The following is a 24,650-nucleotide window of genomic DNA, read 5'->3' as shown; positions in this document are numbered from 1 at the left end:
ATGAAACAGATTCTGATCGCCACACATGGAAAAATGGCCTCCGGCATTCGTTATACAGCAGAGTTGATCGTTGGAAAAATGGATGAGATCACAACCATCGACGCTTATGTGACACCGGAAGACAATGTGGAGAAAAGGTTTGAAGAATATTTCGCACAGCATGAAAACGACAGGATTTTCGTTTTCACAGATCTGATGGGAGGAAGCGTAAATCAGAAGCTTCTGGGATACAGCCAGAAAGAAAATGTTACGCTGATCACAGGAACCAACCTTCCGGTCCTGATGCAGGTCATGATGGCAGATGACGATGTGACAGAGGAGGAGATCCAGGAGTTCATCGATGATGCCAGAGAAGAGCTTCAGGTAGTGGACTTTGGCGGTGGAAAGAAATCCACATCTGAAAAAAATGCCGAAGAAGATACTGCACAGAGTACCGAAAATAACGCACAGACTTCAGAAGGTGCTGCATCGGATGCAGAAAAATCCGCACCGAAAAAAGCTCTGGCTCCCCAGTCCTATGACAATTCCACAGCAAAGATCACCGCACTTCGTGTAGATGACCGTCTGATCCACGGACAGGTTGCCATGACCTGGACCAAACAGCTGTCTGTACAGGGAATCGTGGTAGCTAACGACGAGGCAGCTAACGATAACACCCAGAAGATGGCATTGAAAATGGCCGTACCGGGCGGAATCAAATCGCTGATCAAACCGGTGGATGAAGCCATTCGTATATTAAACAATCCGAAGGCATCCAGGATACGTATCCTGGTTCTGACAAGAACGGTAAAGGATGCTCTGAAGATAAGACAAAGTGTTGGTGAGATCGGATTCCTCAATGTAGGAAATACGGGACGTTTTGATGGGATCGATGTTTCCGAGAAGCTTGTCCTGACCCCGACTATCATGCTGACAAAAGCAGAACAGAAGGCACTGAAAGAGCTGGTGGCTCTTGATCCGAAGACCTGTATGCAGCAGGTACCCAATGATGAGCAGAAGCTTGTGAAGGATATACTGGACAAGCTTGACTGACATCCACTGAATAAATAAAACGTAGCACAAAAAAGGGAGGAAAGAAAAAATGTTAAACGCATTTCTTGTAGCACTTGCCGTATTTATCTGTGTCGGCGGTGCAGAGCTGGTCGGATTTACCATGCTGAACCGTCCGATCGTCATCGGGCCACTGGTAGGTCTGTTCCTTGGAGATCTTCACACAGGAGTTATCATCGGAGCTTCATTGGAAGCTGTATTCATGGGAGTTGTAAATATCGGCGGAGCTTCTGCAGCAGAACCCGGAATTGCCACAGCTGTAGGAACTGCCTTTGCCATCATGCTTGGCAAAGGCTCTGAGGTTGCCCTGACACTTGCACTTCCAATCGGTATCCTTGGTCTTCAGATCAAGACTGTTCTCTACATTTTTATTGTAGGTATGTTTGCAAAAACCTTCGACCGTCTGGCGGCAGAAGGAAAAGAAAAACAGATCGTTGCTCTTCACTATGGGCTCTGGGCTGTAAACTGGTTTTTATATTCCCTGTTCGCATTTTTCGGGATACTGTTCGGATCTGATGCAGTCAGTGCACTTCTGGATGCCATCCCGGATGTTGTTATGAATGGTCTGACAGTTTGCGGCGGACTTCTTCCGGCAGTAGGTATGGCAATGTTGATGAAGATGCTCTGGGATAACAAGATCTGTATGTTTTATTTCCTGGGCTTTGTCCTTGCAGCATACTTAAAGCTTCCACTGATCGCTCTTGCCGTGATCGGTGTGATCATTGCCATTTCCATTGGTATGAATGATTACAAGCTGAACCAGCTTGCGGCGCAGAGAGTGACAGCTTCACCGGCCGGTGGTTCTGACGAATATCTTGATGAAGAAGAGGAGGAATTTTTCTCATGAGTAATTTAACGAAATCCATTCCTGCAGATGAAAGAAAAATGCTGAGAAAAGCGTTCTGGCGTTCCTTCACTCTGTATGCGGCAGTAAGCCCGGCAAAACAGGGAGCTTCCGGTTTCTGCTATTCCCTGATGCCATTTATCAACAAATTTTACAAAAACGATGAGAAAGGCAAAAAAGCTGCCCTCACAAGAAGTATGTCCTACTTCAATACAACCATCACCTGTTCCACTTTCATCATGGGTCTTGTAGCTTCCATGGAGAAGAAAAACAGCGAGCAGAAGGATTTTGACGCGAGCTCTATCAATGCAGTTAAATCCTCTCTGATGGGACCTCTGGCCGGTATCGGTGATTCCATTTTCTGGGGCGTTCTCCGTGTGATCGCAGCCGGGATCGCAGTAGGTCTTGGTGCATCCGGAAATGTTCTGGCACCGATCGTGTTCCTGCTTCTTTTCAACATTCCGTCTATTCTTGTGAAATATTATGGAACATTCCTGGGCTACAAGCTTGGTTCCGAATATATTCAGAAGGTTTATGCAAGTGGTCTTATGAACATCCTGACAAAAGCTGCCAGTATTGTAGGTCTGATCATGGTCGGCGGCATGACTGCCAGCATGGTAACCTTTAATTCCACTTATGAGCTCACCATGAAGGGTGAATCTGTTCTGAACCTCCAGAACATGCTGGACCAGATTTTTATCGGTATTGTTCCTCTTGGACTGACTCTTCTGTGCTACTATCTGCTGAAAAAGAAAAATATCAGCATCACAGTTCTGATCATCGGTGTTATCATCCTGAGCATCCTTCTCTCTCTTCTTGGAATTGCATAAACCTTAAGGATAAAGATCAGAACTATGAAAAGGCGGACCCCAGGTGGTCCGCCTATAAAAAACCTGGAAAAAAGTTATATTGAAATAACTGGCCGCAAAAAGGGCAGTTGAAGAGTATCTGACGGGATATAAATAAGCGGCAAATACGGATCATAAATATCTGCTCAATGCAAAATAAAGGAGACATAAGAAATGAAAGATTGGTGGAAGAATTCCGTTGTATATCAGATTTATCCAAGAAGCTTTAAGGACTCCAACGGGGACGGCTTCGGCGATCTCAAGGGTATTATTGAAAAGCTCCCTTACCTTCAGAATCTTGGGATCGATGTGATCTGGCTCAGTCCTGTTTTTGACTCCCCACAGGACGACAACGGTTACGATATCAGTGATTACCGGAAGATCTACGCGGGCTTCGGAAGTAACGAGGACATGGATGAGCTGATCGGAAAAGCTCATGAGCATGGTATCAAGATCATTCTGGATCTTGTTGTCAACCATACTTCCGATGAGCATGCATGGTTTGTGGAAAGCCGGAAATCAAAAGACAGCAAATACAGTGATTATTATATCTGGAAGGATCCGAAAGCGGACGGCAGTGAGCCAAACAACTGGGGCTCCAGCTTCTGTGGAAGTGCCTGGGAATATGATGAAGAGCGCGGCCAGTATTACCTTCATTTTTACAGCAGAAAACAGCCGGATCTCAATTGGGAAAATGAAACCGTCCGTAAGGAAATCTATGATCTGATGAAATTCTGGATGGACAAAGGTGCTGACGGATGGCGCATGGATGTGATCGCATCTATCTCCAAGGATCAGTCCTTCCCGGATTACCCGAAAACGGATGGCCGCAAGTATTATACAGGAAAATATCACAGCAACGGACCAAGACTTCATGAGTTTATCCATGAGATGAACCGGGAGGTGCTTTCAAAATATGACTGTATGACGGTAGGTGAGGCGCCGGGCTCCACACCGGAGGTTGCAAGACTATTTACAGATCCGGAGCGTGAGGAGCTGAATATGATCTTCACATTTGAGCATATGAACATCGACCGTATTCCGGGCTCTGTAAACCGCAAGTGGGAATTGAAGCCTTTTGATCTCCGTGATCTGAAACGTGTTATGAGTGAGTGGCAGAACAAACTTTATAACAAGGGCTGGAATGCTCTGTATTTTGAAAATCATGACCAGCCACGTGTGATCTCCAGATGGGGAAATGATACTACTTACCGCGAGGAATGTGCAAAGGCTTATGCTACCGTTCTCCATGGTATGCAGGGAACTCCTTATGTATATCAGGGAGAGGAGATCGGTATGACAAACGTGCAGTTCCCGCTGGAGGAGTACGAGGATATCGAGGTTCGTAATGCATATCAGGATCTTGTCGTTAAGAACAAAACCATTTCTGAGGATGATTTCCGCAAGGCAGTATGGAACAAGAGTCGTGACAATGCCAGGGTTCCGATGCAGTGGGATGACAGCGAAAATGCAGGATTTACGACCGGTAAGCCATGGTTCCGCATTTCTGATCGTTACCAGGAGATCAATGTAAAAAAAGCTCTGGAAAAAAATGATTCCGTGTTTTATTATTATAAGGATCTGATCTGTCTTCGTCATGAGGAAGAGCTTCTCACAGAAGGTGACTATCAGCTCCTTCTTCCGGAAGACGAGAAGATCTTTGCATATTTAAGAACTTCCGACAAAGAGCAGTGGATCGTGGTGGCAAACCTTTCTGAGGATACGGTAAGTACAGAAGGTCTTGCAAAATATGTGTCCGATAAAGAGGATATTAAGATTGCAAACTATAAGGACAGAACAGGAATCAAAGCGGACTTAAGACCGTACGAGGCGTTTATGATGAGGATCCGGTAATTTCTGAGCTGTTGTATATGTAGTAGTAAAGTGGAAGAAAAGTCTCCGCTTTACAGAGAGCAGGTATGAGTATTTGTGCGTATCTGTACTGCCAAAGGATATCCGGGTGCAGTGCAGATACGCTTTTTGCCTGTGGAGAAAAGACAAACAGGAGGAAATTATGGAAAAATATATCATTGCAGTGGATATGGACGGAACTCTTCTGAACAGCGAGAATAAGATTTCTGAAAGGAACAGAAATGTTCTGCAGCGTCTGATCGATGACGGACATTATGTGGTGCCGGCAACCGGAAGGACCAGAGAGCTGATCCCTCAGGAGTTTTCTGTGCTCCGGGGTGTGAAATGGGGAATCGTGGAAAACGGCTGTGTTGTCTGGGATTACGATAAAAATGAGATGATCTGGCGAAAAACCATGCCCAAAGGAATGGTAAGCAAAATCCTGAAGGATGTGGAAAACAGTGGCGCAAAAGGCTGGATCGCAGAGGCTTATGCAAACGGAATCGCCTATTCTGATGCGGATGCCAGAGATTATGTGGCATCTGTAGCGGATAAAGCTCTGCTGGAAAAAACTTTTGTAGATTATTTTCTCAGCAGACATGAATATGTTAAGGATTTTTATCATCAGGAAGATATTCTGGATCAGGCAGAGAAGATCAATATTTATTTTGATGATATGGAGACCAGCAGGGCACTTCGTGAGAAATGGAAGGATCTGGATGATGTGGCAGTGACTACTTCCATCAGCGGCAATGCGGAGTTTAATGCAGCAGGCGTGGACAAGGGTGTGGGTCTTGCCATGCTTCGCACAAAGCTTGGTATTGACCGGATGCATGTGATCGCTTTCGGAGATAATGAGAATGATCTGGAAATGCTGGAGGGTGCAGGTATCGGTGTTGCTATGGGCAATTCCAAACAGTATGTAAAGGATGCAGCGAATGAGGTGACCGGAGATAACGATCATGATGGTGTGGCGGAATTTCTGGAGAGGTTTTTCGGGCTGTAAGCTGTGGTTGATCGTGATCGTTAATATAAGGGACAGGGAAATGTATTTTTCTCTGTCTTTTTTATTTGCATTTTTGGTGATATAAGGTATGATAAACAAAGAGGATGCGGGGATTGCTGGTTTTGACTGGTAGTTACCGGTGAAAATTATTTGAGGAGATCAGGAGGATACTTTTTAATGAAAAATCTGATACCAAAGCGTGTGATGGAGTATATCATTATCACATTTGCTGTTGTTTTGATGGATGTTGGGATTTATGTATTTAAGTTTCCGAATAATTTTTCCTTTGGTGGTGTTTCGGGTATGGCGGTTGTGTTTTCGCATTTTATTCCGATGACGTCTGCGCAGATCAACCTGGTGATCAATCTGATTTTGCTGGTGATCGGGTTTATTGTTCTTGGCCGGGATTTTGGAGTGAAGACGGCTTATGTTACGGTTGTTTCTTCTTTGCTTCTGAATGTGTTTGAGAAGGTTTTTCCTATGGACAGGGCGCTGACGGGGAATATTATGCTGGAGCTTTGCTTTGCGATCATTTTGCCGGCGCTGGCTGCGGCGCTGCTGTTTTTTGAGAATGCTTCGGGTGGTGGCACGGATATTGTGGCGATGATCATTAAGAAGTATTCTACGATGAATATTTCGGGTGCATTGTTTGCGGTGGATTGTGTGATCGTTGTTGTTTCGTTTATGGTGTTTGATCTTACTACGGGGCTTTGTTCTGTACTGGGGCTTATGGCTAAGACGTTGCTGATCGATAAGTCTATTGAGAGGATGAAGCTGAATAAGTATTTTACGATCATTTCCAGTAAGCCGGATGAGATCTGTGAGTTTATTATGAATGGGCTGGATCGGAGTGCTACGGTTTATCATGGGGAGGGTGTTTATTCGCATAAGGATAAGAAGATTATTCTGACGGTTGTTGATGTGAGACAGGCGGTGCTTCTGCAGAGGTTTATTGATGAGGTGGATCCGCAGGCGTTTTTGATGGTTACTAAGAGTAGTGAGGTTGTTGGGAAGGGGTTTATGAGTTATATTTGATGCGATCGTATGGGGTTGTATGCTGATCGTAGGTGATTGTGTATGATTGTAAGCTGATGGAAATTAGGAGAGCGTTCTTTGTGGTCTGGATGGGCTGCGGGGCGCTCTTTTTTGTGGTGGATGGCGGATGCCGGACGCCTGGGAGACGGGTGCCGGTTTGCTCCGGGCTTCGTCGGGGGCTGCTTCTAGGCTGCCGGAATTCTGCTAAAACCGTTTTTAAAAAGTCCGAACTCGCGGCTTGCTGCCGCTCAGACAGCGGACTTTTTAAAAACAACGCAGATTTCCGCCAGCCAAGAATCAGCTCCCCTCCTGCAGAGTCGTAGCCAACCGGCACCCGTCTCCCCGGCTGTTCGGTTCCGGGCGGGAGGTAGTGGTGGGGGTGTGGGGCGACTGGCGGAAGTGGGGATTGATGAGGGCTGGAGGATTGAGTGGATTCCTGGGAGTTGGATGGCTGATTGGTGTGTGAAGGTTTTGTGAAAGGGGTTTGACAGGTGGGGGTTTTTATGGTAGGATACACACTTGCGTAACAAATTTAATAAAAATGTAACAAAATGGCGAATGAGGAGCGTGGCGAAGTGGATCGTGAATGTCTGTCTGAATGGATGGATTGTGTTGCTGCGTGGTTTTCTGAGAGGAGTTTTATTGTTTATGTTTTATAAGAAATTTGCTGCTGTTGTTCTGAGTGCTGTTCTTGTGGGTGTGGTTCCTTCTGTTGTTTTTGCGGATGTGGATGGTGTCAGTGCTGTGTCTGATGGAGATGTGGAGGAGCTTTCTATTGAGGATGATTTTTCGGATGGTGCGGATTCTATTTCTGCTTTTGCCAGTGTTCTGGCGGATAAGACGGTTTCTGAGGTTCAGGGGTATCAGGAGGCGAAAGCTGAGGCTGAGGTGATCGCACAGGAGAGGCTTGAGGCTGAAGCGGCTGCTGAGGCTGCGCGTAAGGCGGAAGAGGAGCGGAAGGCTGCTGAGGCTGCGTGTCTGGAGAAGCGGCAGGGGATTGTGGATTTTGCGCTGCAGTTTGTGGGGAATCCTTATGTTTATGGTGGTACGAGTCTGACTAACGGGGCGGATTGTTCGGGGTTTGTGATGTCTGTGTTTGCGGAGTTTGGGTATGAGCTTCCTCGTGTTGCTGCAGCTCAGTGTTCGGCTTCTGAGAAGAAGAGTGTTGCGGATATTGAGGCTGGTGATCTGGTTTTTTATGGTGAGGGTTGTATTGATCATGTGGCCCTTTATATTGGTGATGGCAAGATCGTTCACGCCAGTACAGCGGCTACAGGGATCAAGGTTTCCGATTATGATTACCGGGCTCCGGCTGCGGTTGGTTCGTTTGTGGCTTAGGATATAGATATAAATGATTTACTGATATGAAATATAAACTGTCTGCGGAGATTTTTTGGCCGGGTAGGCTGAAAAATAGCTGCAGGCAGTTTTTTTGCAGAAAAATAGTGTATAATTTAACCGAATCAAGTAAGTCTCCTGCGGGTTGCGAAAAGCAATAAGCAGTGGGTGGGGACTCGGAAAAAATTCAGAAAGGTTGTGGGGGTATGAATACGAAGGAAATCAGTGGCAGGCGGCAGATGGAGTTTCTGGCCGGGTTTGATTTTGTCAGAGAAGCGGGTACTGCGGGGGAAGTGAAGGCGGCGAAGATGATCCGGGATACTTTGGACAGCTTCGGAGTGAAGAATCGGATGGAGGAGTTTGATTTTTGGGGTTTTCGGATCAACAGAGCGGTGCTTAAGATTGTGGAGCCTTATCAGAAGGAGTATGTGGTGACCGGGTATGGAAGATGTGGAAATACTGGGGCAGAAGGTCTGAAAGCGGATTTTTTGTATGTGGAGAATGGGGATGCTGTCAGTCTTTCCCGGGCGAAGGGCAAGATCGTTATGGTGAATGGCCGGGTGAGTGGTGATGTGTATCAGAGACTGGTGAGCGCCGGAGCTGTTGGTTTTATCAGTGTGGAGGGTTCTCCGCTGGATGAAGGAGTGGACAGGGTTCCCTGTCAGCGCAGCCTGCCGATGATCTTTCCGGGGGATGCAGCAGAAGTGATAGAAGGATTGTCGGAGTCTGCAGAGGATATTCACGAGATGCAGGAAAAATATAGTGGCAGGATTCCGGGGGCGAATCTTCATTATAAGGATGCAGTGGAGCTGGTGACGGAGGGTGCGTCTGAGGTGTGCCTGGTTGTGGAACAGGATGTGACGGCGTGCAGATCCCGTAATGTAGTGGCGAGGATCGAAGGTACGGATAAGAAAGATGAGATCTTGACGATTACGGCGCATTATGATTCGGTGCCGGAGGGACCGGGGGCCTATGATAATATGGCTGGGGCAGCGATCATCATGGAGCTTTGCAGATATTTTCAGCAGTATAGACCGCGCAGGACTATGGAATTTGTGTGGTTTGGTGCTGAGGAGAAGGGTTTGCTGGGCAGCCGGGATTATATCAGAGTTCATGAGAGTGAGCTTGGAGCGCATCGTTTTAATATGAATGTAGATCTGGCCGGGCAGCTGATCGGAGGAAATGTTCTGGGAGTGACGGGAGAGGCTTCTGTTTGTGATAAGCTTCTTGAGATCGCGGACGGAGCAGGGATCGGAGCGTCTGTGAAGAATCAGATCTGGGGAAGTGATTCCAATTCTTTTGCATGGAAGGGAATTCCGGCCATGACTCTGAACCGGGATGGTTTTGGCATGCATACCCGTTATGATACTATTGATCTGCTGTCTGCCTGGTCGCTGGAGAGAAGTGCGATCCTTCTGGGATGTATTGCGGATGCGCTTGGGAATGCGGAGGTTTTCCCGTTTGAGAGAAAGATGCCGGAGAAATTTATCGGAGAGCTGGATGAATATATGTGCAGATAGTAAAAATCTGATTTTATCTGCTCATAACTGGATATTTGTTATGGAACTGTGGGGACTTGTCTGTTTCGGGAAGAGTACAGACAAGTCCTCATAAGTTATTCAATATTTTCAATGTTTATTGACCTTTATAATTCCGCAAGGGAACATGTGGCTTTGAGTCAGGGGGATATTTGCAGCTTTGTAAGGGATTCCCGGAACAGGGGGCAAGCGGAGGTTCGCAATTGAACCAGTGGAATTACTTGATTTGATCAAAATACGATAAAACAATAAAAAATAATACAAAATAATTGACAGTAAGATATCAAACTGTTATACTGAAATCACAGGCTTTCCAGGGATCAATGCGCCGGATATTGTTTTGCGGAGTATTGATTTCTGGAACTTTTATCACAGAAAAATCAGGAATGAGGAGATAGGACCATGTTTACAGAAGAACGACAGAATGCAATAGAGAAATGTCTCCGCGAAAAAGGAAAAGTCAGGGTCAAAGAATTAAGCGAGATGTTTCAGGTTACGGAGGACTGTATCCGCAAGGATCTCAAGATCCTTGAAAATGCAGGCAGATTAAAGAGGACTTACGGCGGAGCGATCCTGTCACAGGAGTATCCTCTGGAGAGAAACGTAGTAGACAGGCGTATGTACAATCTTGATAAGAAGAAAGTGATCGCTGCGAAAGCCTTCAAGCTGATCAAAAATAACGAAACGATCTTTCTGGATGTTTCCACTACAAATATAGAGCTGGCAAGGCTTATCGCTTCGTCGGGTATACATGTTGTGGTTGTCAGCAATATGATCGATATCCTGCAGATCCTTGCTGCGAATCCGTCCATCACGGCCATAGGCACAGGGGGAACTATGTACCGTTCGGTGAACGGATTTATGGGAGCTGCGGCCATTGAGGTGATCAAGCAGTACAGCTTTGACCGGGCATTTTTGGGAAGCTGTGGCGTGGATATGACAGATTTTGCAGTTACTACATCCGGAGTGGAGGATGGATTGACCAAGAAGGCGGCAGTGCAGAGCAGCAGACATAAATATGTGGTTATGGAGAGAGAGAAGTTTTATTTTAACGAATCTTATAAATATACACATTTTGATGATATCAGCGGGATCATTACCGATGAATTTCCGGATGATACCATTGTGAACATACTGAGGAATACCGGAGTGAAATTACTCTGAGCAGACAGTAATAAAGGGGGATTTTTACATGAAAGACTATATTCTGGAAACCTGTGTGGATTCTGTGGAATCCGCCATGGCAGCAGCCGAGGGTGGTGCGGACAGATTGGAGCTTTGCAGCAATCTGATCATCGGGGGAACAACTCCCTGCCCATGGCTTTTTGAGGAAATAAGGAAGCGTTCGGATATCCGGATCCATGCGCTGATCCGTCCGCGGTTTGGAGATTTCTGTTATACAGATGCGGAATTTTCCATGATAAGGAATGCAGTAAAGGATTTCCGCAAAATGGGAGCGGAGGGTGTCGTGGTAGGTATCCTGAAACCGGATGGCACCTTGAATATGGAACAGATGAAAGAGCTGATGGATGCGGCGGGAGATATGTCTGTTACGCTGCACAGGGCTTTTGATGTGTGCGCAGATCCGATCGAGGCTATGGAACAGGCAATTTCGCTGGGAATCGATACGATCCTTACCTCCGGACAGAAGAATACCTGCCTTCAGGGTGCGGAGCTTCTGAAGGAACTGGAAACCAGGAGTCAGGGACGTATCACCATCCAGGCGGGGAGTGGCGTCGGTGCGGAAGTGATCCGCCAGCTTTATCCCCTTACCGGGATCAAGGCTTATCATATGAGCGGCAAGGTTGTAACGGACAGTGCGATGCAGTTTCGCAAGGAAGGTGTCAATATGGGACTTCCGACATTCAGTGAATATGAGATATGGCGTACAGATATTGAAAATGTTCGTGCTGCAAAGAAAGTTCTGGAGGAATTATAATGGCTGAGGGGAAGATTTTTCTGAAAGAAAACCGTGATCGGATCGAAAAAAAATATCGGGAGCAGGTGATGGGGTTACCGCAGGCTTTTGCGGAGATTGATAAAAAGCTTGCGGAATGCACAGATGAAGTGGCTCTGGCGTGCAAATATTTATATGCGTTCATGCCATACAGTGATATCGGAAATTACGCGTTTGAAGTATTTCTGGATTATGCGGAGAATGGCGTATATTTATGGAAGGAAAACTCCAGGGTGGCAGAGCTGCCGGAGGAAATCTTTTTGAATTATGTGCTGTTTCACAGAGTAAATGAGGAGGAGATCGCACCCTGCCGTACATTTTTCCGCAGGGAGATCGGAGAGAGAACTGAGGGAATGAGCTTCCGGGAAGCTGCCCTGGAGGTGAACTACTGGTGTGCACAGGAGGCTACCTATCATTGTACAGATGATCGTACCCTGTCTGCACTTGCCGTATACCGCAGAGGAAACGGAAGATGCGGAGAGGAATCTGTATTTACCGTTAATGCACTGAGAAGTGTTGGTGTACCTGCCCGTCAGGTATATGCACCAAAGTGGTCTCATTGTGATGACAATCATGCCTGGGTGGAAATCTGGTGCGATGGAAGCTGGTATTTTCTGGGAGCCTGTGAGCCGGAGGAGATCCTGAATAAGGGATGGTTTACCAACGCTTCCTCAAGGGCCATGATGGTCCATTCAAGAGTTTTTGATACCATGATCCCGGAGGGAGAAGTGATCGGCAAAGACGGTATGGTGACTATGCTCAACGAGCTGAAACGATATGCGCTGACAAAAGAGATCACTGTGTCTGTAAAGGATTCACATGGAAAACCTGCAGAAGGTGCAGAAGTTTCTTTTGAGGTGCTGAATTATTCGGAATATGCCCCGATCGCAGAACTGAAAACCGACAGTCTGGGAAAAGTCTGCCTGACAACAGGACTTGGAAGTATCCATATTTCTGCAAGGATGTATGCAGATGGAGAATGGCTGCATGCAGAAAACAGCATGGATACAAAAACAGAGGACTGCTGTGAGATCTGTCTGATGCCCGTAGGAAAGGAAAAGGGTATTTTTTATGAGGAGTGGACGGAGATCGATATGATCGCACCTCATGATGCACCTGTAAATAAAGATATGCCAACACCGGAGCAGAAGGAAAGAGGCAGCAGACGTCTGGCAGAGGCAAACGCTTACAGGGAACAGAAGGTAAGAAACCTGAGCAATCCGGAGTACCGGAAATTCCTGGAAAAAGAAATCGGAGATTCTTCAATGAGAAAAAAACTCCTTGAAGTCCTCACAGAGAAAGACAGAACAGACTGTATCAGCCAGGTTCTGGAGGAGCATCTGAAATCTGCATTACCGTATGAAAAAAACATGGATGCAGATATTTTTGTACCATATGTACTGAACCCGAGAGTTGACGATGAAGTTTTGCAGAAATACAGAAAAGCGATCCTTGAGCAGCTGTCGGAAGAAGAAAAAAATATGCTGCAAAAGGAACCGGCGAAGATCTGGAAGTGGATTGAGGATAAGATCGTTTCCAGCCCGGAGAAAGAACGCAGCAGTGTGATCACCACGCCGTCCGGATGTCTGAAAACGGGAACAGGAAGCCTTCTGTCAAAGAAGATCCTTTTTGTGGCAATGGCGAGAACACTGGGGATTCCGGCACGCCTGAACCCTCATGACCGTTCCATGGAGTATATGAAAAACGGAAAATTCATCCCGGTATCTGCGGAAACGGAGAAAAAGGCATCGATCCTTCTGAAGGCAAGTGCGGATACACAGTGGAAATATTTCCAGAACTGGAGCATCGCAAAACTGGAAGCCGGAAAATATATCACACGAAAGCTGGAAGCCGAAAATTTCAGAGATCAGGTGATGAAGCTGCCGCTGGAAGCGGGAAATTACAGGATCCTTACCTCAAACAGACTGCCAAATGGAAATATATTTGCAGCGGAGTATTATTTTGAGGTTCAGATCGGAGAAATGAAGAGGGTGGAGCTGGCATTTCGGAATGCAAACCTGGAAGACATGCTGGAGAATATCTCCATACCGGAATTTACTCTCAGAAAAGAGGATGGAAGCACCGTGAAGGCATCAGAACTGACGGCAGATGGGAAGCATATCCTGGCGTTTCTGGAAGAGGAGAAAGAACCGACGGAGCATATCTTAAATGAGATGATGGAGCAGGAAGAAGCTTTTTCCCGATATGCGAATAGGATCATTTTTGTAGTAAAAAGCAAAAAGCGCTGGAGACCCCTACCCTTTCAAGAGCACTGGGCAAGCTTGGAAATGTTCAGATCTTATATGATGATTTTTCAGAGATCATCAATACACTGGGAAGAAGAATGTACGTAGATCCGGATAAGCTTCCGCTGATCATTGTGACAAACGGAAGCCTGAATGGGATCTATGCAACCAGCGGATACAATGTGGGAACCGGAGATATGCTGCTGAGACTGCTGTGACAGATATAACGGATATATACAGAAGGAACACAGGCCGTATCATCGACTGTGTCGGTGACGGTCTGTGCCTCCTGTAAAAGCTGTGAAATTATTGCAGTGGTTCAGATGCTCAGAATATGCGGGCAGATCGGAATGAAAATGCCTGTTGTGCTTCCCGAAATTGTCGTAATAAAAGTTGCTTTGCATTACTTAGCATCAGAAAAGAGATCACGCACAGAATCCCGGTAAATGCATTCCGGCTTCAGGCGTATCGTTCTTGGAAAATCACTGTAGTCTCCGTTCATTCTGCGAAGCAGCAGATCACAGGCCTGCTCTGCCAGACCGGTCAGCGGCTGACGGACAGCGGTCAGCTGAGGAGAAAGCAGCATAGACAGTTCAAAATCATCAAAGGAGACAACAGACAGGTCTTCCGGGATCCGGATGCCAAGGCTGTAGATCGCTTCATAAATACCGAGGCATAGTGTATAGTTCGCAGAAAATACGGCAGTCGGACGTTCCGGAAGATTCCATAATTTCTGCATTGCCTGATATCCAAAGTCGTTTGCGTAATTTTCAGCGATGATATAATCGGGATTAACAGGAATATCGTAGTCTTCCAGTGCCCGGAGATAGCCTTTTTTTCGTTCACATGCAGTATAGGATGCAGGGGAACCGTTGACAAGGGCGATCTTCTGATGCCCCATTTTTATCAGATGCTCCACGATCTCATAGGCTCCGGAGGTACAGCTGGTCTGTACACAGTCTGTACGGTGGAAATGGCTGTGTTCTTCCAGCTCCACAACAGGGATCTTGGTATGCTCCACGGCGGAACAGATGTCCTTGCTCAGACAGAACGAAGAAATGATAAGACCGTCGATCCCGGAGCGAAGCATGTGAGGGACGAATTTATTGACATGATCCTTATATTTGTCGCCGCTCATAAATGTGAGAGAATAACCGTGAGCGCGCATGGTGTTTTCTATTTTGCTCAGAAGAAAAGCATTATGCGGATTATTGGGAGGACCGGATACCAGACCGATACGGTAAGTCTTGGAGGAACGAAGTCCCCGGGCCGTATTTCGTGGAACGTAATTCAGTTTCCGGATCGCTTCGTCGATCTGCTTTTTGTTTTGCGGCCGTACAGTTCCGCCGTTGATATATTTTGAAATGGTGGCCAGTGCCAGACCGGTTTCTCTGGCAATGTCCTTGATGGTTGCACTCATAAATCAATCCTTTCCGGATGCTGTACTGTTGTGTTCGGACAGGTCTTTTACGGAGCGCCGCGGGTGGAATACAACATCCAGCATGTCTATTTTTGGAAAATCCGTATAGTCTCCATGGATCCTTTTTAAAAGTAATTCCACAGCATGTTTCCCCATGCTTGTCAGATCCTGTGAGACGCAGGTCATAGTCGCGCTCATGGTCTTGAAAAGCGGATCATCATCAAAGCACACAAAGGAAATATCCTGAGGAACGGAAATCCGTGCCTGGCTGGCAGCGCTTAAACCACCCATTGCGGAGAGATAGCAGTCAAAAAAAACAGCAGTAGGGGGATCGGAAGAATCAATAAGCTTCTGTAAATGCAGGCTGCTCTGGATGATCGTTTCTGCAGTGGAAGCAAAAGAAACAGGGGGAAAAGAATCCTGCTGTTTCAGAAGGTCAATGCCATTTTTCTGATATACATCCACAAAGCCCTGGATCCGCTGCTCGATGGTGTAGGAGTCCAGATACTGTTCCATAATCCAGACCTTTGTGTGACCTTTTTCCAAAAGGTGCTCTGCCAGCAGTGCACCGCCTCTGTAATTATCAGAAATAACACAGTCTACAGGAAAATGTCTCATGGAAGCAGGAATCTGATCGAGCATTACAACCGGTATGCCGGCATTCTGTAAAAGCTGGTACAGGTCATCATGCCAGCAGGCTGGGAGCATGATAACTCCGTCAAAGTGCTGGGAGATAATATCCTGTATCGTATCGATTTCCTTCTGATGTTCAAAAAAGAAAGAACAGACAATAACTGTATAACCATGATCCGTGAAATGCTTGATAATGGAGTTGACAAGCTCGCCCCAGAAATAATTACCAAGATCTGAGATCAGGATACCGATGGTATGTGTGTTTTTGGCACGGAGAAGCTGGGCATTCCGGTTTGGGGTATATCCAAGCTCCTGAATTGCCTTTTCTATAAGGATACGATTTTCTTCCCGTATTTTTTTGTGGTTTATATATTTGGAGATCGTTGCGGTGGACAGGCCTGTCGCACGGGCGATATCATTGATCGTAACGTTCATGTAAAGCCTCCGGTTCTGATGCATTTACAGATAATATAGTATTTTCATATTATATCATGAAAAAGAAAATGCCTCAATACACAAGGCGTTTTTTACACATAAAGTATCAGAAAAAACGAGCGTATTGTACATAAAATTGATAAAAATGAAACGTTTAACAAAACCTGATACGAAAAAGTACACAAAAACAAGACGGAATAATTGTAAAAAATAGGAAAAATGATTTTTACCCTATGATTTTACTTGAAAAGCTGCTTCGGATGCGGTAAGTTAGTCTTAACAAAAAACGAAACGTTTTACGCAACAAGAAAATCAGCTATACGAAATAAGGAGAAGGTTATGGCAGACACAAAGCAGCAGTGGTATAAAGATGCCAAATACGGATTATTCATCCATTGGGGACTTTATTCCATCCTTGCAGGAGAATGGAAAGATCCGAAGACCGGCGAGGTCACCAAGACAGACTGTATCGCAGAGTGGATCGAGAACAATCTCAACATTGACAAGGAAGATTACAGAAAGCTGAAAGATGAGTTCCATCCGGACAAATTTGACGCGGACATGTTTGTGAAAAGAGCGAAAGAGCAGTGGGGTGTTAAATATATCGTTCTTACTTCCAAGCATCACGAGGGATTCGCAATGTACGATTCCAAGGTCAGTGATTTTAATGTAGTGAAGGCTGCAGGAAGAGATATCTTAAGAGAGCTTTCCGATGCTTGTAAGAAATATGACATGACAATGGGTATCTATTATTCACAGGCTCAGGACTGGGATGATGACAATGCCTATAAGAAGGATTACGAAGACAAGAACGAATGGAAGCCGGAATTCCGTACATACTTCGATGAGAAATGCAAGCCGCAGTTAAAAGAGCTTCTTGAGAACTACGATAATATTTCCCTGATCTGGTTTGATACTCCGATGGGAATGACCGCAGACGAAGCTCAGGAATTAAGAGACTGGGTTAAGGGTATTAAGCCTGACTGCATCATCAGCGGACGTATCGGACACCAGAAGGGCGATTACATGACCACCGGTGATAACTTTATCCCACGTCTTCCATACGACGGTGACTGGGAAGTACCGGCAACTGTAAATGATACATGGGGTTATAATAAATACGATACAAACTGGAAGAATCCGGATGATATCCTGAACCTTCTTCTCAAGATCGTCGGCAGAGGCGGAAATTACCTGCTGAACGTAGGACCAATGGCAGACGGAACTGTTCCGGAAGCTTGTGTCGAGGTTATGAATGAGGTTGGTAAATACGTGACTGAGAATGCGGAAGCAATTTACGGAACCAAGAATGTTGGTATCTATCCGTATGAGATTCCGAGCATTGAATTTACAAAGAGACCACATAAGCTTTACGTACACGTACTTGCACCGAGATATCGAGTTGAACTGCTGAACATCGGTAATCAGTTAAAGGGTGCATATGTGGTAAGCACAGGAGAAAAGCTTCCGTGCCGCGCATTAAAGTGCTGTGAAGGAAACTCGATGATAGAGGTAGAGCTTCCGGAGAAGCTTCAGGGGGCAAAGAACTACTGTGTATGCCTGGAGCTTGAGGAAGAAGAGCCGATCTTTGAGGCGATCATCGATTGATCAATTTATGAACATCAATGGGAAAACTATATAATAAAAAATCATATCAAGGGAGGATTTATTCATGAAGAAACGAATGAAAAAAGTTGCAACACTGTGTCTCGCCGGTGTAACAGCAATGTCAACAGTAGGCGTAACAGGAAGCGCCGTATTTGCAAAGGGTGACACAAACTACGATGTAGACAATATGGATTTTGAAAACGTTGAGCTTCGTGTAGCATTCAGATTTAACAACGGATCTGATACAGACGGACAGGCTAAATGGTATTACAAAGCACTTGAAGAGTTCAATAAAGAGAACGAAGGAAAGATCCATGTAACAGATGAGAGTATTTCTACAGAGTCTGATTACGAAGAGAAGCTTACAACAGATTTCGCTTCCGGTAATGTACCGAACGCATTCCTTCAGTATGGCGGAAGCCGTACAAGAGAGTATGTAGATGCAGGATATATACTGGATCTGACACCATACTTTGAACAGTATCCGGAATGGAAAGAGGGAGTTCAGGATTTTGCATGGGAGACAACACAGTTTGACGGCATTGAAGGAACCTATGGTATTCCGTGGTCCGCTTATCAGCTCTGCCTCTACTACAACAAAGATTACCTTGATCAGGTTGGCGTAGATGTTCCGGAGTCCTGGGATGATCTTGTTGATGCCTGCGCGAAATTAAAAGATGCAGGAATCCAGCCATTCAACTACTCTGACAAAGATAACTATCACTTCGAGCATCTGATGAGTGCTCTTGCTCTGAAAGCTTACGGAACAAGCATCGCAGATGATCTTGCAAGCGATAAAGAAGCTTACAACGGCGAGAAGATGGTTGCAATCTATCAGAAGATGAAAGATATGATCGATGCAGGATACTGGGGAGACGGAATCCTCAGCACAGACTTCAACACAGAGAGAAATATGTTTGAGGCAGGAAAAGCTGCATTCACAGTTGACGGAACATGGAACTGCGGTAACTTCCAGAATGACTCCGATACAACTCTCTTCGATGCTCAGAAGATCGGTGTTACAAGAATTCCTTATATCGACGAAGCAAACAAGACTGTAGAGATGGGCGGCGGTTCTGATACATACTACATCACTACATTAAACAAGAGCGATGAGGAAATCGCAGCAACTGTTAAATTCATCAAATACCTTACAAGTGTAGATTCCATCAACGAAATGTGCAAATCCAGCCCGACAACATATGCTGAGAAGGTTACGATTGATACAGGTAACTATCTGCTTGACGATGTAAATGCGATCATGGCTGAGAATACAGAGTCTAAACTTGAGATTCCGACATATGATACAAACACAGCAGCTATGGATACAATCCGTAATTCTCTTCAGGCATTAGCAACAGGTGCAAGTGCACAGGAAGTTGGAGACGATATCGTTGATAAAATGTCTGCTTACGAATAAAGAGAATTTTGACTGAACGCATGATGTGTGGATAAGAGAAACAGGGGGAAGCATCATCTGCTTCCCCTTGTTCATTACGGAGGTATACATATGGCAGGTAAATCTGTACCAAAGGTAAAACAGAAGCTGGACAAAAAAGATCTTGCGCTTTCTTTAGCGTTCCTTCTTCCGGCAATTTTAATAACTGTTATTTTTGTCATCTACCCTGTTTTTGATACCGTAGGCTTATCATTCCGTAAATGGAACGGTATGTTTGGTGCGGCAAAGCAATGGGTAGGACTTGAGAACTATCAGAAGATTTTTTCAGATAATCTGTTCTGGAATGCAATGCTCAACAGTGTGTACTTTATGATCGGTGGTTTCGTTATCCTGATGCCGCTTTCATTTGGTCTCGCAATGCTGGTAACTACAAAGATCAAGGGAACCGGATTCTTCAGAACCTGCTACTTCCTTCCGAATATGTTAGGAACAACAGCAGTAGCCCTGATGTGGACATTTATGTTAAATCCGAACTTTGGTATCTTTAATACCATTGAAAATATTTTCGGCCTTCATGGTGCGATCCCTGATGTGCTGACGATAAAGACTGTAAACGTCTGGATCGTTATCCTGGTAAATGAGTGGATGTATGCCGGATATAACATGCTGATCTTTGCAGCTGGTCTGGTAGCGATCCCGGATGAGTTAAATGAGGCAGCAGCACTGGATGGAGCTACCGGATGGCAGAGAGTTCGTTACATTACCCTGCCTCTGATGAAAAACTCCTTCAAGGTATTCTCTATTTTGTGTATCACAGGATGTCTGAAAGTATTCGATATTATCTGGGCGATGACAAGAGGAGGCCCGAACGATATCAGCTCCACGCCTTCAATCATGCTTTATACACAGGGATTCTCCTATAAGCTGTTCGGACGAAGCAGTGCATACGGTGTTATTCTGTTAGTGCTGGGTGTTGCACTGAGTCTTATAACCAATCATTTGTTCCGTGAAGATAAAGATCTTGCAATGTAGGCGGAAGGAGAAGAGACGATATGGAAAAAACAGCTAATAAACAGAAAATGCATGGAGGAAAGATAGCGCTGTACGTTATCGCGATCCTGTGGACAGTTGTTACACTGTTTCCGGTAGTAGTGACCGTAATGGCTTCCTTCAAAACAAACTCAGAGATTTACCTGAACCTGTTAAGCTTCCCTAAGAAGATTATGCTCCAGAACTATATCAGCGCAAACAAAACAGCGGATGCATTGAATACCATCAAGAACTCCCTGGTTGTAGCGACTCTGACAACTGTATTTAATACTGTAGTCGGAATGATGGCAGCATACATCTTATCAAGAAAAGATTACAAATTCCTGAAATGGGTATATGTATTCTTCATGATCGGAGTAATGGTTCCGGTTCACTGTACACTGATCCCGATCAACAACATTGCAACAGCATTAAATGCAAAGAACAACCTGTTCTTCCTGATCCTGATCTATGTTGCGTTTGGTATGTCCCAGGCGATATTCCTTTATACAGGATTCATGGATGGAATCTCCAGGAACCTGGATGAGGCGGCGATCATTGATGGATGTAACAACTGGCAGCTGCTGTGGAAGATCCTTTTCCCTGTCTGCAAGCCGATCATCGCAACAGAGGCGATCTTCGTATTCATCTATGGATACAGTGAACTTGTATTCTCCATGATCCTGATGACAGATACCAAATATTTCACAGTTTCACGTGCGATGCTGAACTTCTCTTCCGCACATACACAGGAGATCGGAAGTCAGTTTGCATATGTAGTAATGTCCGTAATTCCGATGCTTATCATTTACATCGTGTTCCATAAACAGATTGAAAAAGGTATGCTTTCCGGAGCTATCAAAGGCTGATGCTTTTAATCTAAACAGGAGGAAAAAATAATGTATCAGTTTGACAGAAAAGAATATGAAAAACGTATGGAGTGGTACCAGGATGCCCGTTTTGGAATGTTTATCCACTGGGGATTATATTCTATCCCTGCAAGAGGCGAGTGGGTGCGAAGCGTAGAGGAAATACCCGAGGAAGAATATCTTCCGTTTATGAAAGAATTTGATGCAAGAGACTACAATCCGAAGCAGTGGGCAAAAGAGGCCAAGGCTGCAGGTATGAAATATGTAGTCCTGACAGCGAAGCATCACGACGGCTTCTGCTTATTTGACAGTAAATACACAGATTACAAGGTAACAAACACACCGGCAGGAAGAGACCTGATCAAGGAGTATGTAGAGGCACTTCGTGAGGAAGGCCTTAAGGTTGGAATCTATTTCACACTGCTTGACTGGCATCATCCGGATTATCCACATTACGGAGATCGTATCCATCCAATGAGAAACCACAAAGAGTGCGGAAATGAGAACCGTGATTTCTCACGTTATACAGAATATCTGTATAATCAGGTAGAAGAGATCTGTACAAACTACGGACAGATCGATATCATCTGGTTTGATTTCTCCTACGACGATATGAGAGGGGAAAAGTGGGGCGCAACCAAGCTGATCAACATGGTGCGCAGCTTACAGCCGCAGGTTATCATCGATAACCGTCTGGAAGCCAGTGGAGAGGGAAGAGGATCCCTGTATGAGTGTGATCCGACACCGTACCATGGCGATTTCGTAAGCCCTGAGCAGATCATCCCGCCGGAAGGAATCTGCGATAAGGAAGGCAATCCGATGGTCTGGGAAGCATGCTTCACCATGAACAACAACTGGGGATACTGTGCAAACGATCATTATTACAAACCGGCTTCCATGCTGATCAAGAAGCTGGTAGAGTGTGTTTCCAAGGGTGGAAATATGATCCTGAACGTAGGACCGGATGCCAAAGGTAAATTCCCGAAGGAATCTTCTGCGATCCTGGCTGAGATCGGCCGCTGGATGGATAAGAATCATGACAGTATCTACGGCTGTGTACCGGCTGAAAATATTCCGAAGCCGGATTACGGACGTATCACCAGAAACGGAAACAAATACTATGTGCATATTTATGAGAATACACTGGGACCACTTCCGCTTCTGGGATTTGATAAGGATAAGATCGTGAAGGTGCGTGCGCTGGATGACGGACATGAGGTGCCGATCTCCAACGCATGGATGCACAGCGATTACCCGGATATCGCATTCGTTGATCTGGGACCTGACCCGGTACTTCCGGACCCGGTAGACTATGTTCTCGAAGTAGAGATGGCTGAGTAAAAAACTAATCGTAACTGTTCAGTACCCTCACAGTTACGAGTCAAAATGCATTCCAAATCACCTTCGGTGATGGCATTTTGCCTTATATGTCTCGGGATTTTGACAAAAAACGTGCCAAAACGCCTCGCGGGATACTACCTTCTGAATAGTTACAACTAATCAATAATAAAAAAGAACAACAGGAAAAGCAGGAGATATGCGAATCTCAGTTATCCGGTTGTTCTTTTTTACCATAAGGAGGATGATATAAGTAACTAAATATATTGTAAAAAGATATTAAATGTGTTTAAATATACTTATGGAGGTATATTATGGACACATCAAATATCACAAATTATAAACCAAAAGATTTTTCTGAATTATTAGGTGTTTCTGTAAAAACGCTTCAGAGATGGGACAGAGAGGGAATCTTAAAAGCAAACCGAACTCCAACAGACAGGCGTTATTACACATATGACCAGTATCTTCAATTTAAAGGTATAAATATAGAACATGATAAACGAAAAGTTGTTATTTATGCAAGAGTATCTACCAAAAACCAAAGGGATGATCTTCAAAATCAGACAGCATTTCTGCGTCAGTTCTGTAATGCCAGAGGAATGATCGTAGACCAGTGCATTGAAGACTATGGAAGCGGACTTAATTATAACCGCAAGAAATGGAATGGATTACTGGACGAAGTCATGGAGCAGAAGGTCAAAACCATAGTGATCACGCATAAAGACAGATTTATCCGTTTTGGATACGACTGGTTTGAAAGATTCTGCATGAAATTCCACACAACGATACTGGTGGTGAACAATGAAGAACTGTCACCACAGGAAGAACTTGTACAGGATATTATTTCCATCCTTCATGTGTTTTCCTGTAGATTATATGGACTTTGTAAGTATAAAAAACAGATAGAAAAGGATGAGGAGATTGCTGAAGAGCTTCAAGACAGAGATCAATCCTACAGAAGAGCAGAAGATCAAAATACATAAGACAATCGGCACATGCAGATATATTTATAATTTCTACCTGTTTCATAATAAAGAACGTTATGATGCCGGTGAAAGATTTATGAGCGGCAAGTCGTTCAGTGTATGGCTGAACAATGAATACCTTCCAAGGCATCCGGAATATTTCTGGATCAGAGAAGTCAGTTCCAAATCGGTAAAGAATGCTATCGAAAATGCCTGTACCGCTTTTTCAAGATTTTTTCATCATCAGAGTAGTTTCCCGAGATATAAGAAAAAAGGAAGATCTGATGTAAAAATGTATTTTGTAAAGAATAATCCCAAAGACTGTCTCTGTGAACGTCACAGGATCAAGATCCCAACACTTGGCTGGGTAAGGCTGAAAGAAAAAGGTTACATTCCGACCTCTAAGGATGGATATGTGATCCGAAGCGGGGCAGTTTCCATGAAAGCAGGCAGATATTATGTGTCTGCACTTGTCGATATACCTGCTCCGGAAGCAGATGGAAATTTCACTGATGGGATCGGAATTGATCTGGGGCTGAAAGACTTTGCAGTTGTGTCAAATGGAACTGTATACAGAAATATCAATAAAACAGCACGGATTAGAAAACTTGAGAAACAATTAAGACGGGCACAGCGAAAGCTTTCCCGTAAATATGAGAACTTAAAGAAAGGAGAGACCACTCAAAGAGCAAATATATGCAAACAAAAGCTTAAAGTACAGAAACTTCATCATCGGATAGAAAATATCCGTACAGATCATATCAACAAGGTAATATCTGAGATCGTGAAAACCAAGCCGTCTCATATAACGATTGAGGATCTGAACATATCCGGGATGATGAAGAACCGGCATCTCTCAAAAGCAGTTGCGTCCCAGAAATTCTATGAATTCCGGACAAAATTGAAAACAAAATGTGCTGAATATGGAATCGAACTGAGGGTAGTTGACCGATGGTATCCATCTTCCAGGATCTGCCACTGCTGCAGCTGTATTAAAAAAGATCTGAAACTTTCAGACAGGATCTACAGATGTACATGTGGATATATTGAGGACAGAGATCTCAATGCAGCACTGAATCTGAGAGATGCAGAGACTTACGAAGTTGCATGATCCCGCAAACGTAAGTATGTACCGAAGGCTATTTCGGGAATTAACGACTGTGGAGTGTACTTAGGATCTGTGAGTAGAGATAACTCCGGTTACTCAAAAGCATACACAAAGAAACAGTAAGCGGTAT

At 44.9% G+C, this 24,650-nt stretch carries 20 protein-coding genes; 18 read left to right on the top strand and 2 right to left on the bottom strand.

Translation table 11 applies throughout. The features are described from left to right. The 11 genes from ACTNDQ_RS05675 to ACTNDQ_RS05625 all read left to right on the top strand — a co-directional run bounded on the left by ACTNDQ_RS05675 (window position 1) and on the right by ACTNDQ_RS05625 (window position 13,821). Complete coding sequence (locus tag ACTNDQ_RS05675) at window positions 1-1,032, top strand: PTS mannose/fructose/sorbose transporter subunit IIAB (RefSeq protein ID WP_278795600.1); 1,032 nt, start codon at window positions 1-3, stop codon at window positions 1,030-1,032. 49 nt (window positions 1,033-1,081) lie between these two features. Then, the gene (locus ACTNDQ_RS05670; protein WP_059086278.1) at window positions 1,082-1,897 is read left to right on the top strand and encodes a PTS mannose/fructose/sorbose/N-acetylgalactosamine transporter subunit IIC; all 816 of its coding nucleotides are present in this window, start codon (window positions 1,082-1,084) and stop codon (window positions 1,895-1,897) included. After that, entirely contained in the window at window positions 1,894-2,724 is an 831-nt protein-coding gene (locus ACTNDQ_RS05665) for a PTS system mannose/fructose/sorbose family transporter subunit IID (RefSeq protein WP_059086277.1), read from the top strand. The genes ACTNDQ_RS05670 and ACTNDQ_RS05665 overlap by 4 nt, the downstream gene beginning before the upstream one ends. 192 nt (window positions 2,725-2,916) lie before the next feature. Then, entirely contained in the window at window positions 2,917-4,596 is a 1,680-nt protein-coding gene (locus ACTNDQ_RS05660; protein WP_441064086.1) for a glycoside hydrolase family 13 protein, read from the top strand. Window positions 4,597-4,756: 160 nt separating this feature from the next. Then, window positions 4,757-5,599: a Cof-type HAD-IIB family hydrolase gene (locus tag ACTNDQ_RS05655; RefSeq protein WP_278795601.1), complete on the top strand. Its 843-nt coding sequence runs from the start codon at window positions 4,757-4,759 to the stop codon at window positions 5,597-5,599. 177 nt (window positions 5,600-5,776) lie between these two features. After that, the gene (locus tag ACTNDQ_RS05650; protein WP_022426920.1) at window positions 5,777-6,634 is read left to right on the top strand and encodes a YitT family protein; all 858 of its coding nucleotides are present in this window, start codon (window positions 5,777-5,779) and stop codon (window positions 6,632-6,634) included. Window positions 6,635-7,282: 648 nt separating this feature from the next. Continuing rightward, the gene (locus tag ACTNDQ_RS05645) at window positions 7,283-7,972 is read left to right on the top strand and encodes a C40 family peptidase (RefSeq protein WP_278795603.1); all 690 of its coding nucleotides are present in this window, start codon (window positions 7,283-7,285) and stop codon (window positions 7,970-7,972) included. 206 nt (window positions 7,973-8,178) lie between these two features. Further along, a complete protein-coding gene (locus ACTNDQ_RS05640; protein ID WP_279199992.1) occupies window positions 8,179-9,492 on the top strand; it encodes a M28 family metallopeptidase in 1,314 nt (437 codons plus the stop codon). A 420-nt stretch (window positions 9,493-9,912) separates the two neighbouring features. Next, entirely contained in the window at window positions 9,913-10,674 is a 762-nt protein-coding gene (locus ACTNDQ_RS05635; protein WP_278795605.1) for a DeoR/GlpR family DNA-binding transcription regulator, read from the top strand. A 28-nt stretch (window positions 10,675-10,702) separates the two neighbouring features. After that, window positions 10,703-11,449 (top strand): copper homeostasis protein CutC, encoded by a 747-nt coding sequence (locus tag ACTNDQ_RS05630; RefSeq protein ID WP_441064085.1) that lies wholly within the window; start codon window positions 10,703-10,705, stop codon window positions 11,447-11,449. Beyond that, window positions 11,449-13,821 (top strand): transglutaminase domain-containing protein, encoded by a 2,373-nt coding sequence (locus ACTNDQ_RS05625; protein WP_441064083.1) that lies wholly within the window; start codon window positions 11,449-11,451, stop codon window positions 13,819-13,821. The genes ACTNDQ_RS05630 and ACTNDQ_RS05625 overlap by 1 nt, the downstream gene beginning before the upstream one ends. Before the next feature lie 295 nt (window positions 13,822-14,116). Here ACTNDQ_RS05625 and ACTNDQ_RS05620 read toward each other — a convergent pair whose 3' ends face one another. Beyond that, window positions 14,117-15,133, bottom strand: coding sequence for a LacI family DNA-binding transcriptional regulator (locus ACTNDQ_RS05620; protein WP_227588837.1), 1,017 nt, complete (start codon window positions 15,131-15,133; stop codon window positions 14,117-14,119). 3 nt (window positions 15,134-15,136) lie between these two features. After that, window positions 15,137-16,201 carry a LacI family DNA-binding transcriptional regulator gene (locus ACTNDQ_RS05615; RefSeq protein ID WP_441064081.1) on the bottom strand — a complete coding sequence of 355 codons (1,065 nt, stop codon included), beginning with the start codon at window positions 16,199-16,201 and terminating at the stop codon, window positions 15,137-15,139. 243 nt (window positions 16,202-16,444) lie between these two features. Between ACTNDQ_RS05615 and ACTNDQ_RS05610 the strand changes: the two genes are divergently transcribed. The 7 genes from ACTNDQ_RS05610 to ACTNDQ_RS05580 all read left to right on the top strand — a co-directional run bounded on the left by ACTNDQ_RS05610 (window position 16,445) and on the right by ACTNDQ_RS05580 (window position 24,523). Continuing rightward, window positions 16,445-17,809, top strand: coding sequence for an alpha-L-fucosidase (locus tag ACTNDQ_RS05610; RefSeq protein WP_441064079.1), 1,365 nt, complete (start codon window positions 16,445-16,447; stop codon window positions 17,807-17,809). A gap of 64 nt (window positions 17,810-17,873) precedes the next feature. Further along, window positions 17,874-19,229 (top strand): ABC transporter substrate-binding protein, encoded by a 1,356-nt coding sequence (locus tag ACTNDQ_RS05605; protein WP_173754095.1) that lies wholly within the window; start codon window positions 17,874-17,876, stop codon window positions 19,227-19,229. Window positions 19,230-19,319: 90 nt separating this feature from the next. Then, window positions 19,320-20,240, top strand: a complete 921-nt coding sequence (locus tag ACTNDQ_RS05600) for a carbohydrate ABC transporter permease (RefSeq protein WP_215707359.1) — start codon at window positions 19,320-19,322, stop codon at window positions 20,238-20,240. 20 nt (window positions 20,241-20,260) lie between these two features. Next, the gene (locus ACTNDQ_RS05595; protein ID WP_278795608.1) at window positions 20,261-21,106 is read left to right on the top strand and encodes a carbohydrate ABC transporter permease; all 846 of its coding nucleotides are present in this window, start codon (window positions 20,261-20,263) and stop codon (window positions 21,104-21,106) included. 30 nt (window positions 21,107-21,136) lie between these two features. Then, entirely contained in the window at window positions 21,137-22,447 is a 1,311-nt protein-coding gene (locus ACTNDQ_RS05590) for an alpha-L-fucosidase (RefSeq protein WP_021653144.1), read from the top strand. A gap of 326 nt (window positions 22,448-22,773) precedes the next feature. Beyond that, a complete protein-coding gene (locus tag ACTNDQ_RS05585; RefSeq protein WP_279200040.1) occupies window positions 22,774-23,430 on the top strand; it encodes an IS607 family transposase in 657 nt (218 codons plus the stop codon). Next, window positions 23,360-24,523 (top strand): RNA-guided endonuclease InsQ/TnpB family protein, encoded by a 1,164-nt coding sequence (locus tag ACTNDQ_RS05580; protein ID WP_279200001.1) that lies wholly within the window; start codon window positions 23,360-23,362, stop codon window positions 24,521-24,523. Before ACTNDQ_RS05585 ends, ACTNDQ_RS05580 begins: the two co-directional genes overlap by 71 nt. Window positions 24,524-24,650: the final 127 nt, after the last annotated feature.

It is taken from the genome of Blautia massiliensis (ex Liu et al. 2021), from assembly GCF_052064225.1.
Lineage (GTDB): Bacteria > Bacillota > Clostridia > Lachnospirales > Lachnospiraceae > Blautia_A > Blautia_A fusiformis.
This window is presented reverse-complemented; position numbering and strand designations above follow the sequence as displayed.

Bases quoted from the DNA above. Each gene is read 5' to 3' on its own strand.
- ACTNDQ_RS05620 (WP_227588837.1), bottom strand. From the start codon at position 15,133: ATGAGTGCAACCATCAAGGACATTGCCAGAGAAACCGGTCTGGCACTG.
- ACTNDQ_RS05650 (WP_022426920.1), top strand. From the start codon at position 5,777: ATGAAAAATCTGATACCAAAGCGTGTGATGGAGTATATCATTATCACA.
- ACTNDQ_RS05625 (WP_441064083.1), top strand. From the start codon at position 11,449: ATGGCTGAGGGGAAGATTTTTCTGAAAGAAAACCGTGATCGGATCGAA.
- ACTNDQ_RS05590 (WP_021653144.1), top strand. From the start codon at position 21,137: ATGTATCAGTTTGACAGAAAAGAATATGAAAAACGTATGGAGTGGTAC.
- ACTNDQ_RS05615 (WP_441064081.1), bottom strand. From the start codon at position 16,201: ATGAACGTTACGATCAATGATATCGCCCGTGCGACAGGCCTGTCCACC.
- ACTNDQ_RS05660 (WP_441064086.1), top strand. From the start codon at position 2,917: ATGAAAGATTGGTGGAAGAATTCCGTTGTATATCAGATTTATCCAAGA.
- ACTNDQ_RS05655 (WP_278795601.1), top strand. From the start codon at position 4,757: ATGGAAAAATATATCATTGCAGTGGATATGGACGGAACTCTTCTGAAC.
- ACTNDQ_RS05645 (WP_278795603.1), top strand. From the start codon at position 7,283: ATGTTTTATAAGAAATTTGCTGCTGTTGTTCTGAGTGCTGTTCTTGTG.
- ACTNDQ_RS05635 (WP_278795605.1), top strand. From the start codon at position 9,913: ATGTTTACAGAAGAACGACAGAATGCAATAGAGAAATGTCTCCGCGAA.
- ACTNDQ_RS05675 (WP_278795600.1), top strand. From the start codon at position 1: ATGAAACAGATTCTGATCGCCACACATGGAAAAATGGCCTCCGGCATT.
- ACTNDQ_RS05580 (WP_279200001.1), top strand. From the start codon at position 23,360: ATGAGGAGATTGCTGAAGAGCTTCAAGACAGAGATCAATCCTACAGAA.
- ACTNDQ_RS05665 (WP_059086277.1), top strand. From the start codon at position 1,894: ATGAGTAATTTAACGAAATCCATTCCTGCAGATGAAAGAAAAATGCTG.
- ACTNDQ_RS05670 (WP_059086278.1), top strand. From the start codon at position 1,082: ATGTTAAACGCATTTCTTGTAGCACTTGCCGTATTTATCTGTGTCGGC.
- ACTNDQ_RS05630 (WP_441064085.1), top strand. From the start codon at position 10,703: ATGAAAGACTATATTCTGGAAACCTGTGTGGATTCTGTGGAATCCGCC.
- ACTNDQ_RS05640 (WP_279199992.1), top strand. From the start codon at position 8,179: ATGAATACGAAGGAAATCAGTGGCAGGCGGCAGATGGAGTTTCTGGCC.
- ACTNDQ_RS05600 (WP_215707359.1), top strand. From the start codon at position 19,320: ATGGCAGGTAAATCTGTACCAAAGGTAAAACAGAAGCTGGACAAAAAA.
- ACTNDQ_RS05595 (WP_278795608.1), top strand. From the start codon at position 20,261: ATGGAAAAAACAGCTAATAAACAGAAAATGCATGGAGGAAAGATAGCG.
- ACTNDQ_RS05605 (WP_173754095.1), top strand. From the start codon at position 17,874: ATGAAGAAACGAATGAAAAAAGTTGCAACACTGTGTCTCGCCGGTGTA.